Here is a 17,728-nt window from a genome sequence, read left to right on the forward strand (position 1 = left end):
CAGCTGTGTCTTACCACCCCAACCACCACCACCACCACCGCTTATGGCGGCGTGTGGCGAGTTTGCGTGTCTGAGTAGTTAGCACACCTTCCCCCACCCGCCGGTTTCCGACGGGGTCGCTTATTTCTCCGTCGTCACTGGTGTTAATCAGGATTGTTAAAGGAGAAATAACATGTCTGACGCCTCCGCGTTATTAGTGATTGATATGCAGGCAGGCTTACTGCACGGCCCGCAGGAGCCTCACGATAAAGCCGGTTTACTGGCGAACGTTTCCTATCTGATCGTCGCGGCCCGTTTGCAGCAGGTGCCGGTCTTTTTTGCCCAACACACCGGCCCGGCGGGATCGCCGATCGCCGCTGACAGCATGGCGTGGCAGCTGGCTGCGGAACTGCCGCGGGCGGAGACGGACCGCTGTTTTAACAAAGCGCGGCCCAGCTGTTTTGCCGGTACGCCGCTGCTGGCATGGCTGCAGGCGTCTGACGTGAAGCGGCTGGTGATCGCCGGAATGAAAACAGAATACTGCGTTGACACCACCTGTCGGGCGGCGGCGGATCTGGGGTTTGACGTGGAGCTGGTGAGCGATGCCCACAGCACCCAGGACAGTGCCGTGCTCACCGCCGCGCAGATAATTGCCCATCATAATGCAACGCTGGCGGGGCCGTTTGTCCGTCTGGTCAACACGGCGGATGTGCGCTTTGTGTAACGGAGTCGGACAGCATTCAGCAGGATAAACGGAATAAGGCCGGTAAGGCCTTATTCCGCCTGAGGGAGGATCAGAGGGTTGGTCCGGCCTGAGCGATACGCGCGCCGTCTTCTGTGCGGGTGTACTGGGCAAAGTTGTCGATAAATAAGCGGGCTAATTTTTCGGCCGCCTGCTGCCACTGTTCTGCGCTTTCCCAGCCATTGCGCGGGTCAAGCAGGGCATCCGCCACCCCCGGAACCTGAGCCGGGATCATCAGCTCAAAGATCGGCAGCCGGGTATCATTCTGCGCAATCGTCCCGCTAAGGATAGCGTTGATAATATTGCGGGTATCCTTCAGCGACAGGCGCTCCCCTTTACCATTCCATCCGGTGTTGACCAGCCAGGCTTCTGCCTGCGTTTCTGCCATTTTTTCCGCCAGCACGCTGGCATAACGGGTCGGTGGCAGCATTAAAAAGGCGGCCCCGTAGCAGGCAGAAAAGGTCGGTGTCGGCTGGGTGATGCCGCGTTCGGTGCCGGCGAGTTTAGAGGTAAATCCGGACAGGAAGTGGTACTGCATCTGTTCACGGGTCAGGCGCGAAACCGGCGGCAGCACGCCAAAGCCATCCGCCGCGAGGAAAATCACTTTCGACGGATGGCCTGCAGCGGACACCGGGCGGACGATATTCTCAATATGATCCAGCGGGTAGGAGACCCGGGTGTTTTCCGTTTTGCTGCCATCAGCGAAGTCGATGCTGCCATCGGCCTTCACCATCACGTTTTCCAGCAGCGCGTTGCGGCGGATGGCGCGGTAAATTTCCGGCTCTGCGGCTTCACTCAGATTGATGGTTTTGGCATAGCAACCGCCTTCAAAGTTGAAGACGCCCTCCGCGTCCCAGCCGTGTTCGTCGTCACCGATCAGCTCGCGCAGCGGGTCTGTGGACAGCGTGGTTTTACCGGTACCGGACAGGCCGAAGAACAGCGCAACATCCCCCGCAGCACCCCGGTTGGCGGAACAGTGCATTGAGGCAATTCCCCGCTGGGGCAGCAGGTAGTTCATCACTGAGAACAGCCCTTTTTTCATCTCGCCGCCGTACCAGGTCCCGCCAATCAGCTGAATTCTCTCAGTCAGATTGAAGGCCACAAAGTTTTCAGAGTTCAGCCCCTGTGACTGCCACTGGCTGTTGGTGCATTTTGCGCCGTTCATCACGATGAAATCAGGGGTGAAGTTCGCCAGCTCCTCTGCGGAAGGGGCGATAAACATGTTTTTCACAAAGTGCGCCTGCCAGGCGACTTCTGTCACCACCCTGACCGCCAGCCGCGAGTCGGCATTGGCACCACACCAGGCATCTACCACGTAGAGTTTTTTCCCTGACAGCTGCTGGCAGACCAGCGCGCGCAGTTCTGCCCAGACGGCTGGCGACAGCGGTTTATTATCATTACGGCCATTGCCGGCGTCAGACCACCAGACGGTATCTTCGGTCAGGGCATCCCTGACGATATATTTGTCGCGCGGGGAACGCCCGGTAAACTCGCCGGTATCCACCGCGGCGGCACCGGAGGCGGTGAGAGTGGCGCGTTCCCAGCCGGTAAGCCCGGGCGCGGTTTCATGCTCCATCAGCAGTTCATAGCTGGGGTTGTAAATCACGTCATGAAGGTCGGTAATACCAAGGTCTGACAAAGCGGCTTTTAGAGATACAGTGCTGGACATGAGATACCTGACTAGTAATGGTCTGAGGATGGGTTAACGGTTTGTTGCGAACTCGTGCAGGGATACTAGCACTGGATAATGGATGCTCTAATTGCATAATTTCTATGCTGCATGCTAAATTTGCATAGCATTTTTGCGACAGGGGAAACAGACATCGATGATCGGTAATCTCGAAGTAAAATGGTTTTATGATGTGATTGCCCTGGAGGAGAGCCGGAGTTTTACCCAGGCCGCAGAGAAGCGAAATATTTCGCAGTCCTCCTTCAGCCGCCGTATTCAGTCCCTTGAGTCTGCCCTGGGTTTTATGATTTTTGACCGCAGCAAAAACCCGCTACAGCTGACGCAGCAGGGTAAAAACTTTATCGGTTATGCCCGCAATATGCTTGATGATATGGATTTCCAGCTCAACCGAATCAAGGGGTTAGACAACCTCAGGCAGAGCATTAAAATCGATGCGGCCCCGTCGTTATCCGTGCTGCTGCTGCCCGAAATGATTGCCGGATATAACGACAGCCTGGAGCGTATCCATTATGTTGAATCGATTAACGTGGATGAGGCGGTTTATAACCTGAAAGAGGGGAAGTGCGATTTTATTCTGAGTTTTTATAACGAAGAGCTGATGAACTATCCCTTTGTTCATCATAAGATTTTTGACTCTCACCTCCATCTGGTTACGCCCTGTGACGATCACGGTCAGCCGCTGTATTCCCTCAGTAACGATATTCTGCCCCTGATGAAATATGCCAACGACAGCTACATGGGACGGCAGGTGAATCAGGTGATCGATACGCTGTCTGACGACACCTTTTCACTGCGGTTTGTCTCGTCAATGAGCGAACTGCTGAAGCGCATGATCGTTAACGGCCAGGGGGTGGGCTGGCTGCCGCAGTATTCGATCAAGGATGAACTGCGTGAGGGCAGGCTGGCCATTCTTGATCCTGCGGTGTCGCTGGAAATTAAAGCCTATGTTTATCGCTCCGGCTCCCGGCTGAATCTGTCTGCGGAGCGGTTCTGGCAGTATATTCGCTCCCAGCCGACACGGCGGGAGTAAGACCCCGGAGAGGGACGGGGCCGATCGGCTTTTCCGCCCCACCCGGCACAGGGCCTGTTACGCGAAATCGACCCAGGTTGCGCCCGCATCGGCTGACGCAACGCAGCGCTCTACCCACTGCACGCCTGCCACCCCGGCATGAACATCCGGATACCAGAAATCTGCCAGCAGCGCGTCATCACCCCGGTCGGTCGCATCCATGGCAATCGCAAAACGGCGGTACAGATTCGACCAGGCTTCGAACAGCCCTTCCGGATGGCCGCCGCCGATGCGGTCCTCTTCCCGCGCACGCGGGGTCAGGTAGCCCATTCCCCGCTCCAGAATACGCACCGGCTCACCCTGAATTTCATACCGCAGCTGGTTTGGCTGTTCGTCCCACCACTCCAGGCTGGCTTTCGATCCGATCACGCGGATCTTCTGGCCGTGCATCGATCCGCAGTTCACGGCCGAACACCACAGCGATGCCACCGCCCCGTTATCGTACTCCATCAGGACAAAGGCGTTATCCTCCAGCGGCGCACGGGTTTTGACAAAGCTCTGGCGTGAACACATCAGGCGTTTGATTTTCAGATCGGGCAGCATGGTTTCTGCCAGGAACAGCGGGTGCGTCGCCAGGTCGCCCAGCACGTAGCTCGGCCCGACGAAGGCCGGATCGACGCGCCAGCGGGTGCTCGGGTTATCCAGCTCGACCGCTTCATTATGAAAGCCGTGCGAGAACGACATATTCACAATGCGAATATCGCCCAGCAGACCTTCCGCAATCATACTGCGCGCCTGCTGGATCAGCTGATGACCGGCGTAGCCGTAGGTAACGCCGATAATTTTATGCTGCCTGTGGCTCAGGGCGGCCAGCTCTTTCGCTTCTGCGGTGGTAAAGCACAGCGGCTTTTCACACACCACGTGCAGGCCAGATTCCAGCGCGGCTTTACAGATGGCGAAATGCGTATTATTGGGCGTGGCGATCGATACCGCTTCAATACCGTCAGCGCGCGCGGCTTCTTCAGCAAACAGCGTCTGATAATCCGGGTAGCAGCGGTGACCATCCACGCCCAGACTCTCGCCAAAGGCGCGGCCACGTGCCGCATCAATATCGAACGCGCCCGCGACCAGGGTAAAGGTGCTGTCGCGCAGCGCAGCCGAGCGGTGGATATAGCCAATCTGGCTGGTACCGCCGCCGCCTACCATGCCCCAGCGCAGGGAGCGGTCGAGAGGTTTAATGCCGTTAATCATCTGATATTCCTTAATTAAAATCCGACAGAGGTGAGATAACGCAGACTTTCGGTCACGTCGTGCAGGCTGCCCTCGGCCTGGCGTGGGTCACGTTCCTGCTCGATAGTGATCCAGCCCTGATAGTTGCGCTCTGCGAGGAAGGCGCGTACGGCCGGATAATCAATCGCCCCCTGGCCAATCGGGCACATCACCCCTTCGGCACAGGCGCTAAAGAAGTCGAGTTCACGGGCGAGGACGTCGCGGAATACCGCGTCGTTTACGTCTTTAAAATGCAGATAATCAATGCGCTCAAAGTAGTGTGCCAGCGCCGGGATAGGGTCCATTCCAGCGTAGTAAAGGTGTCCGGTGTCCAGGCACAGGCCCGCCACGCCGTGCGGTATGGCCTGCACCAGCTTTTCCAGTTCATCGGCAAACTCAATATTGCCGCCCGCGTGCGGGTGGATCACCGGGCGTACGCCGTAGGTATGGGCAATGCGGCTTATCTCGCTGATGTGCTCGATCATGCGCTGCCAGTCACTGTCGGACAGGCGGGCGGCTTTGTCGTACTGCCCGGCAAAGCGCGCACGGTCGGCGTTACCGAAGTCGATAATCACCAGATAGGGGGCCGGTAGGTTATCGCCGTGAACGGGTGCGGCCGTAGGAACGGCCGACAGATGGCGGCACAGGTGATGAGTCAGTTCAATCATCGCCGGGAAGTTCGCTTCGCTGACCAGGTCGTCAAAAATCGTTCCCGCGACTATCGTCAGGCCATACTGCTGCAGTTTTTCGCTCAGCAGTGCCGGATCAGTGGGCAGGTAGCCCCAGGGCCCCAGTTCAATACTGGAATAACCGGCCTGCGAGGCCTCTTTCAGCACCTTCTCGTACGGGGGCAGGTAGGGGTTTTTCGGGTCATCAACCCCCCAGCTGCAGGGTGCATTAGCAATATGAATGGTCATGTTAGTGTCCTGTCGTGATCAATAAACGGCACTCAGAGAGTGGCGGCCTTGCGTGCTTGTTTGTGGCTTTCGAAGCGTTGCAGTACCAGCGCTTCCATTTTTTCCAGCGAGACGCCTTTGGTTTCCGGCAGCAGGGCTTTGACGAACCACCAGGAGGCCAGAGAACACACGGCGAACAGCAGGAGCGGGAATGCGCCGTGGAAGTGATCGTTAAGCCAGGCGTTCTGGTTCATCATCGGGAAAGACTGGCTGACAAAGAAGTTACCGGCCCACATGGCGCAGATAGAGAAGCCCATACCCGCGCCGCGCAGACGTGTTGGAAAGATTTCGCCAATCACCGTCCAGACCACCTGGCCCCAGGTGCCGCCGAACAGGAACATAAAGCCAAACAGGCCGATGACGGAGGCCCAGCCGGTCATACCGCTGTAGAAGGTCGTGAAGGTCACCAGCAGACAGAGGGCAGAGCCGAGGGAACCGATCAGCAGCAGTGATTTACGGCCCATTTTGTCAATCAGCATCATGCCGGCCATCACCCCAATGAACTGCAGAACGGCCAGCCAGATGGTCATGTACATCGCCTCCTGCATATTGTGGGTAACATTCATCAGCAGCGTCGGACCGAAATACTGGATCACGTTAATCCCGGTGAGCTGGTTGAAAAGCGCCAGGCCAACGCCAATCACCAGGAAAATAGCGCTCTTGCGGTTGAAGCTGACGCGTTTGCGCTTTTCCGGTGTGTCGGCGTCATCACGTAGTGAATCCTGAATTTCCGTCATCACGCGGCGGGCATGTTCCGGCGTTGAGATGCGCGACAGGGTGTGCAGTGCCTGCTCATGGCGGCCGGCCATCGCATTCCAGCGCGGAGATTCCGGAATAAAGCCGACAAACAGGAAGAACAGGACGCAGGGTACAAAAGCCGCACCCAGCATCCAGCGCCAGCCGTAGGCATTTAACCACTCCGCGTCGGCATTTTTGGCGATAAGGTAGTTAGTGGCCAGCACCAGTACCTGGCCGCCCACGCAGCAGATCATATGCATGGTCATGGCGCGGCCGCGATAATCTTTCGGGGCCACTTCCGCAATGTAGATAGGGGATATCACCGAGGCGAGGCCGATGCCAAGACCGCCGATAATGCGGAACACCACAAAGGTGGTGAAGTCCGGTGCCAGCGCCGTTCCGGCCACCGACACCACAAACAGCATCGCCGTGACGATCAGCATTTTTTTGCGGCCATAGCGATCTGCCAGTTTCCCCGCCGCCAGGCAACCGATGATGCAGCCGATGATGACATTGGAGACGGCCCAGCCGGTTTCGGCAGGAGAGAGTTGATAATGGTGGCTGATAGGTTCGATAGCACCGGAGATGACCGACGAATCATAGCCAAACAGCAGGCCACCCAGGGCGGCGACAGCGCAGATCGCCATCACATACGCCATGTTGTGTTTTAGTGTTGTCCGGGACACGAGATAATCCTTCCGTTGTTAATTGAAGGAAGTATCAAACAAACGTTCCATTGATCACAATGATGGAATATTTGTTTTTTGATGGTGATCTCACTAAATTTGATAGTTTTAAATGATGATATTCTATCATTTAAATGAATTCAGCGAGTTATCCGGCAGGGGATGTGAAACAGCAGGCCGGTGGGAACCGGCCCGATGAGCCTTTTAGTAATTTTCTTTGGTAATCAGTTCAAAACTGCTGGTAAGGGTAATAAATCCGCCCCGTTCGTCACGACTGGCCTTCTGCATCGCCTCGACGACGCGGGCAGCCAGTTCATCCAGCCGGTGAGCAATCATCATGTCCAGCGTGCCGTCGATCAGGGCCAGCTGCGCATCCTGCAGTGGTCCGTGGCAGATCAGGGTTATCTCGTGCCGCCTGTCGCTGTCGCGCAGTGCATTGACCACCCCTTCGACCCCGCCACACGGTGCGTAGATCACCGACAGCTCAGGGTGACGCCGGATCAGATCAGCAGTCACCTGATAGCCCTGCGCCACGTTTTCAAAACTCTTTACCGGTTCCAGCACCGTATGACCCGTGGCGTACTCACGCAGATAGGAACGGAAGCTGATCTCACAGGTCTCCTGACATAAAAAACGATTATCTCCGACGATAACCCCCACTTTACCCGGCGGGCCACTCAGACGTTGCACGGCCCAGGCGGCCGTTCTGCCCGCTTTACGGTTATCCAGACCGATATAGCCGGAGTGACCGCAGGGCGACAGGTCGGAGAGCACCGTAAAGACCCTGACACCCTTCCGGCTGGCTTTCTCAACCGCCCGGCGGATCAGCGCATTGTCCAGGGCAATCAGTGCCAGAACGTTCACCCGGTCGCTCAGACTGTCGATAGCGGCAGCCGTTTCTTCAATCGCGTGGATATCGTGAAACGCAAATTCGACCGCTGTGCCTTCCTGTAAAAACGGGGCTGCATGCTGTTCCAGCGCCCGGGCAAAGGTGTCGTAAAACGAATAGTCACGTGACAGCAGGATCACCCCGATACGCAGTGTGCCTGCGCTCTGGCGTGGCACCGAGGCCGTGAGAAAATCAGGATCGAAACGATAGCCAAGCCGCGAGGCGGCCTGAATCACGCGGTTTTCCGTATCCGGACGCACCGGTGCCCGACGGTTCAACACGCGGTCAACGGTGGCAACGCCCACGCCAGCTTCGCGGGCAATGTCCGTCAGTGTGGTTTTTTTCATCAGGTGGCCCTTGATAAGAGTTATGACAAAAAACTATCACGTCTGCTGACGGCGCAACAGCACAGGTGCGGAGCTAAATACTCAGGACATGAAGTATGTCAGATTATTTTTTTTGTTTTAGATGAAATAAGATTCAAATATTTCATTTCAGGACATGCCGAAAGGGGCTTAAAAAAAACTGAAATAACCAGATTTATGCTATCGTGCTGCAAACATACCGTGTGGTATCTTTGAAATGAAAACGTCATGAATGATCACTCTCTTTCCGCCCGTTCTCTTCGGGCAGCACTCTGCTGTGAGCGAGGCTATAAACGTAAAAAACAGCCCGAGCAGGTGCGGGCGGCGCTGATCCAAAGTGCCGCTGAACTGGCTGCGATGCAGGGTCTGGCTGGCGTGACCGTGCAGGCGGTGGCGGCCGCGGCCGGCGTGACAAAAGGGGGTTTTTTTCATCATTTCCCCCATAAGCAGGCGCTGCTGGATGCAGTATTTGATCACTTTATGGCAGAGAACGAGCAGGCGATTGACCGCATGATGGCGGCCGACGACCTGGCGTCAGGCTGCTTCACGCGCGCTTATATCAGCGTTGCGTTCGACGATATTTTACAGGCAGAGAAAAGCCTGAGCATGCCGCTGTCGCGGTCAATGATGGGCTCACCCGAACTGTGCGAACGCTGGGCGGCGTGGCTGGCCGGGCGTCTGCAGCGCCACCGTGACACCGACTGCGAACCACAGCATGAAGTGGCGCGGCTGGCCGCCGACGGCGCATGGCTGGCCTGTTCCCTGGGGAATTCCCGGGGCATTCGTGATCCGTTAACGCTGAAAAACTATTTGCTGACACTCACCAGAGAGCATAATTCACCGTGAAAACGACCTTCAAACAGGAAGTGGTTTACCAACTTCTGCACTGGCTGGAAGGGAATATCCATACGCCACTCTCCATCAATGACTTCGTTGAGAAATCGGGCTATTCCAAATGGCATCTGCAACGCATCTTCAAAGAGGTGACCGGGCAAAAGCTGGCGTCGTACTGTCGTCAGCGGCGGTTGACCTCCAGTGCGTTTATGCTGCGCCTGTTTGATAGGCAGATTGACTCCGTGGGCAGCGAGCACGGTTTCTCCAGCCATAACGTCTATCATAAAACCTTTAAGCGGCATTTTAACGTCACGCCGGCGCAGTACCGCGATGCGCTGCACTGGTCCTGCAAGGGGCTGTGCCCGCCAATCAATCTCACGGCTGAGCCGGTGCCGGAGGGCCGTCTGGTTGAGCTGGATGCGATGACCCTGCGGGGACGGATGACGGATTATGCTTTCACGCAGGACACTATCTGTCACTTTTGCTGGGATCAGCGTGAAGTGCTCTGGCGGCAGCGGCTGGCAGAGTCGCCGGCCCATTCCGGCGCGCTCTACGGACTGTCGAACGTGATTAAAGGGGGACCGCGCGCGGATGACTGCGCCACCCTGCAGTATCTCGCCTGCTTCCATCCTGACGCCGGCATAGCAGAAGCCCCGCTGGTCGATATTACGGTCGAAAAACAGACGTATCTGCACTTCATTTTCAACGGTGAAGCGCAGCAGTTCGCTGACTTTATTAAGCTGATTTATGAACACGCGTTGCCGACCGCAGGCGCTGTGCGTCGCGATGGCTATGATATTGAACGTATTGACCCGCAGCGTTTCAGCGCGTCACGGAGTGGTCGCATCGATTATTACGTGCCGGTGCTGATCTGACGCCGGGCTGGACGTGGGGAAGGCGCTGTGGTTCGGACTGGAGGCGGCAGGATCGGGTATGCCCGTTCCCTGTTATCCAGGGACCGGGCATATAACCTTAAGTCATGCTACTGACAGCCGGGCAAATCTTATTTCAGCAGCTCGGCAGTCATGTGAACGCCGTTGTTGGTGTTGGCTTCGGTAATTTTGTAAGACGACGCACCGGCCTGCTGTGCCTGAGCGGCGATTTTCGCTTCAGCGCTGTCCAGGGTGCTGCCGGTTGCGGTAACGCTCTGCGCGAAGCTGGCGAAAGAAACGGTAGAGAGCATGATAATAGCAGCAAAAGTTTTGATAGATTTCATCGGGTCATTCCTTCATTAGGTTTGTTTGGGTAAGGCGTATTGCCTCGTTGAAAACAATAGTACGCCTGCTAATGAAGTAGTGATAGCGGAGTGATTTGCTGTTGTTTATCAAAAAAACTGATTGATAACTGACCGCGTTTTACATAACTTGCAGACCGCTGACTTTTGCTGCGGTTTCACGTCCTGCCTTGACCCCAATTGACATAAAACAGCCCGCCGGGGTCACTTTCGCTCCCGGCGGGCCGGGCTGTTTCAGTCAGCGGCAGTCAGCTTCAGTTCTGCAGCGTAGCAAGGAAGTGCGCTTTCACTTTTTCAGCCTCGACGGTCAGGCACAGTTTCTGCACGCAGCTGCCGGCAAACGGATCGTCGTAGGAGGCGGCGCTGTGCAGCTGACGCAGCGTCTGGCCACGGCTGATCCCCCCGGTGACGACCCGCACCGGAGAGGCTGTCACGCCGAACCATTCCGGGTGGCAGAGGTAAGCAATGGTCAGGGTGTCGTGCAGCGGCATGCCTTCCGTCCCCTCTTTTTCGCGGCTGTATTGCAGATAACGGCGGGAGATGGCTTCCAGTACCGGGTGTTTCAGGCCGCGTATCTCATCGCCGCTGACCAGCACCTGATGGGTGACGTCCAGCGGCAGTAGCACGACAGGCATCCCGGCGTTCAGCACCTGGTCGGCGGCGTGCGGATCTTTCCAGATATTAAACTCAGCAAATGGGGTGACGTTACCGCTGTGACCCTCAGTCCCAAAGGCACCGCCCATGATCACCAACTGTTTGATCTGCGGCACGATATCGGGGGCCTGGTTGATGGCCAGCGCAATATTGGTCAGCGGGCCGATAGCCACGAGGGTGAGGGCATCGGGATGGGCGCGAACGCTGCGGATAATAAATTCAATAGCGTTATCAGCGGCCCCGTTCCATGGATTGTCAAACACCCCACCCAGCCCGTCCTCGCCGTGTACCGCCCAGGCGGGTGACGACGGGGCGTGAGCCAGCGGGCGGGAACTGCCGCGATAGATCGGCACATCCAGGCCAATTTTCTGGCTGAACAGCCGGGCGTTACTAACCGCCTGGCCGACCGGAACATTACCAAAAACCGTAGTGATGCCAATAATATCGAGGCTTTTTGCGGCAAAGGCGAGGGCAAAAGCGTCATCAACGCCAATATCGGTATCAAAAATAATTTTCTGCATCAGAATCTCCTTTCCGTTGGGCTGCGCCCGATCCTCCCTGGCGGATCTGTCAGGTGGTCAGCAACGTATGCAGCGCCTGTAAGTCACGTTTTACCCACTCCAGCTCCTGGGCAAATTTGTCATCCGACACCAGCGGCTGACGAAAGACGGTGAGCAGCACCTGGGACCCCTCTTCATTCGCCACGATACGCATCGGGACAAAAATCTCTTTGCTGTAACCGCTGTCGATGTAGTGGTCCATGATGCAAAAAGGGTTGTGCGCGGTAAAGCGGACTTTCACCGGGCCCTGCGGGCCACGACCTTTCCAGCCGTTCCCTTCAGGTTCCAGCGGTCCCTGGCTCAGGCCCGAGGCCCACTTCGGGAAAAATTCCGGCTTCCAGATCGTTTCATACAGGTCTACCCAGTTACGGTGAATAGCCAGGCTAAGGGTGTGTGAGGACAGCATAAAACCTCCGGTCAGTGTTCAGTAGCGAATTTAAGCACCCTCGCCGACAGATGAGAAGCCCCGGAGGGCCTGTTATGTCCATACCACGACACAGCTCGCAAATTATTGTCAGCGATTTCAATGACCGTTAACGGCTTGTTTTGCCAGCCAGACCGGCCTATAAATACGGCTCAACGAAGGACTGGGAGAAAGGGTATGAAGCAAGGGGATATCGGGCGCTTAGTTCTGCTGGCTGCCATCTGGGGGGCCAGCTTTATGTTTATGCGCGTGGCCACGCCGTATTTCGGTTCACTGAATACCGCCTTTTTGCGCGTGCTGTTTGGCTGCCTTGGCCTGCTGACGCTGCTGCTGGTACTGCGGGTCAGGATCCGCTTTAGCGGCAAGGCGCTGCCGGCCGTGTCGTTAGGTGTGATCAATTCAGCCGTTCCGTTTGCGATGTACTGTCTGGCGGCAAAGTGGCTACCGGCGGGTTACTCCGCCATTCTTAACGCGACCACTCCGCTGATGGGCGTGCTGATTGGGGGGCTGTTTTTCAGCGAAAAATTTACCCTGAGAAACATCGCCGGGGTGCTGCTGGGTCTGCTCGGTATCGTGCTGCTGACCACCACCGGCAGCCTGGCCTTGTCACAAGAGGTACTGCTGGGTATTGCGGCCTGTCTGGTGGCGACGGCCTGCTATGCCAGCGCAGGCTTTCTGACGAAAAAGTGGATTGGCGACCGAGGCGGCATGGATGCACGACTGGTGGCGCTGGGCAGTCAGATCGGAGCCAGCGTTTTCCTGCTGCCGTTCTTCGTCGGGTCGCTCCTCACCCAGCCTGCGGTATCGTGGTCTCATCCCGGCGTCTGGCTGTGCGTGCTGGCGCTCGGCCTGGTATGTACCGCCTGGGCTTATATTCTTTTCTTCCGTCTGATTGCCGATATCGGCCCGCTGAAAACGCTGACCGTCACCTTCCTGATCCCCCCGTTTGGCGTGCTGTGGGGCTATCTGTTCCTCGGGGAGACGCTGTCGCAGGGATTTATCGCCGGAGGGCTGGTGATCATCGTGGCGGTATGGCTGGTGGCCGGGGGCGTGAAAGCAAAACCGCACATCGAAGAGGTTTCCCTCAAATCCTGACACCCCCTCTGAGGATGGATGGGTGATGCGCTACCCGCAGAGCATGAGCAAAAGGGTATAGCGGGTAACTTTTTCAGTGATATCCGGCACAGCAGGTGGACTCCATACTGACGGCATCACCGCTATATGGAGAAGACGATGACACCTGCTGTTCACGATCTGCGCTCTGCGCTGGCCCTGCTGGCCGACCTCCCGGGGGAACGGGTGGAAACCGATACCGAAGTGGATCCGCATGCGGAACTGTCCGGCGTCTACCGCTACGTGGGTGCGGGGGGAACGACCCGGCGGCCGACGCGGGAAGGCCCGGCAATGCTGTTTAATAAGGTGAAAGGTTTCCCTGATTTCCGCGTCGTGACCGGCGTACTGGCCTCCCGACGTCGCGTGGGTCACCTGCTGGACTGCGATCCTGCCCGCCTCGGCCACCGGCTGATGGACGCAGTGAGTCATCCCATTTCGCCAGTGCTGACGCAACAGACCGACATCCCCTGTCAGGAGGTGGTGCACCTCGCCAGCCATCCGGATTTTGACCTGCGCACGCTGCTGCCCGCCCCGACCAATACTGAAGAGGATGCCGGTCCCTATTTCACCATGGGGCTGTGCTATGCCAGCGACCCGGAAACTGGCCAGTCCGATGTGACCATTCACCGGCTGTGTATTCAGGGGCGCGATACGCTGTCGATGTACTTCGCCCCCGGCCGCCATCTGGATGTGTTCCGCCAGAAGGCGGAAGCCGCCGGGCAGGCGCTGCCGCTGACCATCAGCATCGGTGTTGACCCGGCAATTTACATCGCTGCCTGCTTCGAGCCACCCACCACGCCGCTGGGATTTGATGAACTCAGCGTTGCCGGGGCATTACGGGGGCGTGCGGTGGTATTAGCGCAGGCGCGCACGGTGGATGCGCGAGCCATTGCTCACGCCGAAGTGGTGATTGAAGGGGAACTGGTGCCGGACGTGCGGGTACGTGAAGACCAGAACACCCAGACCGGTAAGGCAATGCCCGAATTTCCCGGCTATACCGGGGCGGCGAATCCCGCGCTGCCGCTGATCAAAGTAAAAGCGGTCACCCATCGCCACCAGCCCATCCTGCAGCACACCATTGGTTGCAGTGAAGAGCATGTGAACATGGCCGGTATCCCGACCGAAGCCAGCATTCTTGGCATGGTAGAGCGCGCGATGCCGGGACGTCTGCTGAATGTCTATGCCCATCCGGCGGGGGGCGGTAAGTTTCTGGCCGTTATGCAGTTTAAGAAAAGCGGGCCGATGGACGAGGGGCGGCAGCGTCAGGCGGCGCTGCTGGCCTTTTCCGCCTTCCCTGAGCTGAAACACGTCATGCTGGTGGATGAAGACGTGGATATTTTTGACAGTAACGACGTGCTGTGGGCGATGCAGACGCGCTATCAGGGGGATGTGGATACGCTGTTTATCCCCGGCGTCCGCTGTCATCCGCTCGATCCGTCGCAGATACCGGCCTTCAGCCCCACCATCAGCGATAAGGGGATCGCCTGCAAAACCATTTTTGACTGTACGGTGCCCTACGCGTTGAAAAGCCAGTTCCAGCGCTGCCAGTTCAAAGAGGTGGACGTAAAACGCTTCCTGCCGGATTTTACCTGAGCAGCAGACCGGCCGCAGGGGCGCGCTGTCTGCCGATCGCCCCGAAAAGCATCACCGGTTTCGTCGCATTGACTGCATTTGCGGTAAAAAGGCGTTTTCTCCTGCCACCGGATCCCGCCATGCTGAAACTCAAACCGCTGCACTATTTCAAAACCGTGGTCGAAAAAGGCTCTATTTCGGCCGCCTCACAGGTGCTGTTCACCGCACAGCCGCCCATTAGCAAGGCACTACTGCAGCTGGAGTCCCACTGGGATCTGCGGCTGTTTGAACGTACCCCTCGCGGCATGATCCCCACCGATGCCGGGCGTTATCTTTACCAGCGCGCCAGCGATCTGTTACAGCTGGCAGAGAGCATTGAGGGAGAGATACACGCCTTCAGCGAAGGGCAGCGCGGCGTGCTGCGTATCGGCTGTGTCGATATGGCGACGGGCCTGCTGGCCGGGGCGGTTGCCGCACTGCGTGAGGATCACCCTGCGCTACAGTTTTCACTGCATCAGGGCGACCCACTTTTTCTGGAAGAGCTATTGGAGCGCCGCCAGATCGACGCGGCGCTGGTGCATCTGCCGCTGACCCTGACGGCCAGTGATGTTGACAGCATGGCACTGCAACAGCTTTGCGTACGGGCGCTGTGCCTGGCTGATGACCCGCTGGCGGAGGCGTCATCGCTATCGCTGGCGGCGCTGGCGACGCATCCACTGGTGCTGCTGCGCCGCCAGCGTGGATTCGGCATCTACGAACGGGTGCTGGCCTGTTTTCATGATGCGGGCCTGACCCCTGATGTGGTGGCTCAGGCCAGCGATCTGCCGGTGATGAAACAGCTGGCCCTGCAGGGCGTGGCGATCGCCCTGGTGCCGTCGCTGGGCGACAGCCCTCCGGATGCCGGACTGGTGGCGCTGGCAGTACCTGAACTGGACGGTGCCGCCGACAGGCTGGCGCTGATTTATCATCAGCAGCACGCCGGGAGCGCGGTACTGCGGCCACTGCTGGCGTATTTTATGGCCGTCGCCGCGCCCGGCTGACATCCCGGTGAGTGAGGACGAAAAACCTCTTTTGTGAGGGCATCATGCCTTCACCCCCCTGCGCCAGCAGAAGAAATCTTCGCCACATACGGCCCGTTTTTATACTTTTTTTACACCCCAGCCCCGCATTTTTACATCAACTTTGCACGCCACTCGCAACAATACCTGAACTGAAAAACGCCTCTGGAGGTGTGTTGTGAGCGTCGCTGTGATTACCGGCATTGTGCTGGTCTGTTTGCTGCTGGGCTACCTGGTGTACGCCCTGATCCGTGCGGAGGAGTTCTGATGGCCGCTCCCGCATTTTTACTGATTGCTACCTATCTGCTGCTGCTGATGCTGCTGGCCCGCCCGCTGGGTAAAGGGCTGGCGCGGCTGGTGGATGACCGGCCGCTGCCCGGCATGGCCGGGGTGGAGCGCGTGTTGTGGCGCGTGAGCGGCGTGGCCCCGGAAGGCATGAGCTGGCAGCGTTATCTGTGGGCGATCCTGCTGTTTAACGCCTGCGGCCTGCTGCTGCTGCTGGTGATACTGATGAGCCAGGGCAGCCTGCCGCTGAACCCGCAGCACCTGCCGGGACTGAGCTGGGATCTGGCGCTGAATACCGCCGTCAGCTTTGTGACCAACACCAACTGGCAGGCGTACGCCGGGGAAAGCACCCTGAGCTATTTCAGCCAGATGGTCGGCCTGACGGTACAGAACTTCCTGTCGGCAGCCACCGGGATGGCCGTTGCCTTTGCCCTGATGCGCGGCTTTGCCCGCCGGGCGCTGGGTGAGCTGGGTAACGCCTGGCGGGATATCACCCGCATCACCCTCTGTGTGCTGCTGCCGCTGTCGCTGCTGATGGCGCTGTTCCTCGTCAGCCAGGGTGTGCTGCAGAACACCGACGGCTACCTCAGCCTGACGACGCTGGAAGGGGTGAAACAGACGCTGCCAATGGGGCCGGTGGCCTCGCAGGAAGCGATTAAAATGCTCGGCACCAACGGTGGCGGCTTCTTTAACGCGAACTCCGCGCATCCGTTTGAAAACCCGACCGTCTACAGCAATTTTGTACAGATGCTGGCGATCTTCCTCATCCCGGCCGCGCTCTGTTTTGCCTTTGGCGACGTGGTGCGTGACCGCCGTCAGGGCCATGTGCTGCTGTGGGCGATGTCGCTGATGTTTATCGGCGCGGTGGCCGTGGTGATGTGGGCCGAACTGAACGGTAATCCGCACTTCCTGACGCTCGGCGCAGACAGCGCCATCAATATGGAAGGCAAGGAGACGCGCTTCGGCATCCTGAACTCCAGCCTGTTTGCGGTGATCACCACGGCGGCCTCCTGCGGTGCCGTCAATGCGATGCATGACTCCTTTACCGCGCTGGGCGGCATGGTGCCGATGTGGCTGATGCAGATCGGAGAAGTGGTGTTTGGCGGCGTCGGGGCCGGGCTGTACGGCATGCTGCTGTTCGTGCTGCTGGCGGTGTTTATCGCCGGGCTGATGATCGGTCGCTCGCCGGAGTATCTCGGCAAAAAAATCGACGTCTGGGAAATGAAAATGACCGCGCTGGCAATCCTGGTCACGCCCTGCCTGGTGCTGCTGGGGACCGCGCTGGCGATGATGACCGACGCCGGACGCAGCGCGATGCTGAATCCGGGCACGCACGGCTTCTCGGAGGTGCTGTATGCGGTGTCATCGGCGGCCAACAACAACGGCAGCGCCTTTGGCGGCCTGAGTGCCAATACCCCGTTCTGGAACCTGCTGCTGGCGTTCTGCATGCTGGCGGGCCGCTTCGGCATCATTATTCCGGTGCTGGCGATTGCCGGTTCCCTGGCGCTGAAAAAGGTACAGCCCGCAGGCCAGGGCACGCTACCCACCCACGGGGCGCTGTTTATTGCCCTGCTGATTGGTACGGTGCTGCTGGTCGGTGCGCTGACCTTTATCCCGGCGCTGGCCTTAGGGCCGGTGGCGGAACATCTGCAAACGATCGGACGTTAACGG

Annotated in this window: 17 protein-coding genes; 9 read left to right on the top strand and 8 right to left on the bottom strand. The window is 58.1% G+C overall.

The annotated features are described in order from the left end of the window. The first annotated feature begins 172 nt into the window (after nucleotides 1–172). Nucleotides 173–703, top strand: a complete 531-nt coding sequence (locus IFU29_RS13840) for a cysteine hydrolase family protein (protein WP_191934431.1) — start codon at nucleotides 173–175, stop codon at nucleotides 701–703. A 70-nt stretch (nucleotides 704–773) separates the two neighbouring features. Here IFU29_RS13840 and pckA read toward each other — a convergent pair whose 3' ends face one another. Then, nucleotides 774–2,390, bottom strand: a complete 1,617-nt coding sequence (pckA, locus tag IFU29_RS13845; RefSeq protein WP_191934432.1) for a phosphoenolpyruvate carboxykinase (ATP) — start codon at nucleotides 2,388–2,390, stop codon at nucleotides 774–776. Nucleotides 2,391–2,547: 157 nt separating this feature from the next. Here pckA and IFU29_RS13850 point away from each other — a divergent pair, with 157 nt between their 5' ends. After that, nucleotides 2,548–3,441 (top strand): LysR substrate-binding domain-containing protein, encoded by an 894-nt coding sequence (locus IFU29_RS13850; RefSeq protein ID WP_191934433.1) that lies wholly within the window; start codon nucleotides 2,548–2,550, stop codon nucleotides 3,439–3,441. Nucleotides 3,442–3,498: 57 nt separating this feature from the next. Here IFU29_RS13850 and IFU29_RS13855 read toward each other — a convergent pair whose 3' ends face one another. From IFU29_RS13855 to IFU29_RS13870, 4 genes are all read right to left on the bottom strand, one after another. Continuing rightward, nucleotides 3,499–4,671, bottom strand: coding sequence for a Gfo/Idh/MocA family protein (locus IFU29_RS13855; RefSeq protein WP_191934434.1), 1,173 nt, complete (start codon nucleotides 4,669–4,671; stop codon nucleotides 3,499–3,501). A 14-nt stretch (nucleotides 4,672–4,685) separates the two neighbouring features. Then, the gene (locus IFU29_RS13860; protein WP_191934435.1) at nucleotides 4,686–5,606 is read right to left on the bottom strand and encodes a TIM barrel protein; all 921 of its coding nucleotides are present in this window, start codon (nucleotides 5,604–5,606) and stop codon (nucleotides 4,686–4,688) included. A gap of 32 nt (nucleotides 5,607–5,638) precedes the next feature. Further along, a complete protein-coding gene (locus IFU29_RS13865) occupies nucleotides 5,639–7,069 on the bottom strand; it encodes a sugar porter family MFS transporter (RefSeq protein WP_342214476.1) in 1,431 nt (476 codons plus the stop codon). Between the two features lie 204 nt (nucleotides 7,070–7,273). Beyond that, nucleotides 7,274–8,305, bottom strand: a complete 1,032-nt coding sequence (locus tag IFU29_RS13870; protein ID WP_191934436.1) for a LacI family DNA-binding transcriptional regulator — start codon at nucleotides 8,303–8,305, stop codon at nucleotides 7,274–7,276. Nucleotides 8,306–8,551: 246 nt separating this feature from the next. On the opposite strand from IFU29_RS13870, the gene IFU29_RS13875 reads away from it, so the two are divergent. Together IFU29_RS13875 and IFU29_RS13880 are read left to right on the top strand one after the other, a co-directional pair. Next, nucleotides 8,552–9,169, top strand: a complete 618-nt coding sequence (locus tag IFU29_RS13875; RefSeq protein ID WP_191934437.1) for a TetR/AcrR family transcriptional regulator — start codon at nucleotides 8,552–8,554, stop codon at nucleotides 9,167–9,169. Continuing rightward, nucleotides 9,166–10,032 carry a helix-turn-helix domain-containing protein gene (locus IFU29_RS13880; protein ID WP_191934438.1) on the top strand — a complete coding sequence of 289 codons (867 nt, stop codon included), beginning with the start codon at nucleotides 9,166–9,168 and terminating at the stop codon, nucleotides 10,030–10,032. Before IFU29_RS13875 ends, IFU29_RS13880 begins: the two co-directional genes overlap by 4 nt. A 128-nt stretch (nucleotides 10,033–10,160) precedes the next feature. On the opposite strand, the gene IFU29_RS13885 is transcribed toward IFU29_RS13880, so the two are convergent. From IFU29_RS13885 to IFU29_RS13895, 3 genes are all read right to left on the bottom strand, one after another. Continuing rightward, complete coding sequence (locus IFU29_RS13885) at nucleotides 10,161–10,373, bottom strand: YdgH/BhsA/McbA-like domain containing protein (RefSeq protein ID WP_191934439.1); 213 nt, start codon at nucleotides 10,371–10,373, stop codon at nucleotides 10,161–10,163. 272 nt (nucleotides 10,374–10,645) lie between these two features. After that, nucleotides 10,646–11,566: a nucleoside hydrolase gene (locus IFU29_RS13890; RefSeq protein WP_191934440.1), complete on the bottom strand. Its 921-nt coding sequence runs from the start codon at nucleotides 11,564–11,566 to the stop codon at nucleotides 10,646–10,648. Nucleotides 11,567–11,615: 49 nt separating this feature from the next. Then, nucleotides 11,616–12,011 (bottom strand): polyketide cyclase, encoded by a 396-nt coding sequence (locus IFU29_RS13895; RefSeq protein WP_191934441.1) that lies wholly within the window; start codon nucleotides 12,009–12,011, stop codon nucleotides 11,616–11,618. Between the two features lie 195 nt (nucleotides 12,012–12,206). Between IFU29_RS13895 and IFU29_RS13900 the strand changes: the two genes are divergently transcribed. From IFU29_RS13900 to kdpA, 5 genes are all read left to right on the top strand, one after another. Further along, nucleotides 12,207–13,124 (top strand): DMT family transporter, encoded by a 918-nt coding sequence (locus IFU29_RS13900; RefSeq protein WP_191934442.1) that lies wholly within the window; start codon nucleotides 12,207–12,209, stop codon nucleotides 13,122–13,124. Between the two features lie 138 nt (nucleotides 13,125–13,262). Next, a complete protein-coding gene (locus IFU29_RS13905; protein WP_244633706.1) occupies nucleotides 13,263–14,735 on the top strand; it encodes a UbiD family decarboxylase in 1,473 nt (490 codons plus the stop codon). Nucleotides 14,736–14,854: 119 nt separating this feature from the next. Further along, nucleotides 14,855–15,754 carry a LysR family transcriptional regulator gene (locus IFU29_RS13910; RefSeq protein WP_191934444.1) on the top strand — a complete coding sequence of 300 codons (900 nt, stop codon included), beginning with the start codon at nucleotides 14,855–14,857 and terminating at the stop codon, nucleotides 15,752–15,754. A 196-nt stretch (nucleotides 15,755–15,950) separates the two neighbouring features. Next, on the top strand, nucleotides 15,951–16,040 hold the full coding sequence (gene kdpF / locus IFU29_RS22510; RefSeq protein WP_084344168.1) for a K(+)-transporting ATPase subunit F: 90 nt from the start codon (nucleotides 15,951–15,953) through the stop codon (nucleotides 16,038–16,040). Next, entirely contained in the window at nucleotides 16,040–17,725 is a 1,686-nt protein-coding gene (kdpA, locus tag IFU29_RS13920) for a potassium-transporting ATPase subunit KdpA (protein WP_191934445.1), read from the top strand. The genes kdpF and kdpA overlap by 1 nt, the downstream gene beginning before the upstream one ends. Nucleotides 17,726–17,728: the final 3 nt, after the last annotated feature.

It is taken from the genome of Erwinia persicina, from assembly GCF_014838825.1.
Taxonomy (GTDB): domain Bacteria; phylum Pseudomonadota; class Gammaproteobacteria; order Enterobacterales; family Enterobacteriaceae; genus Erwinia; species Erwinia persicina_A.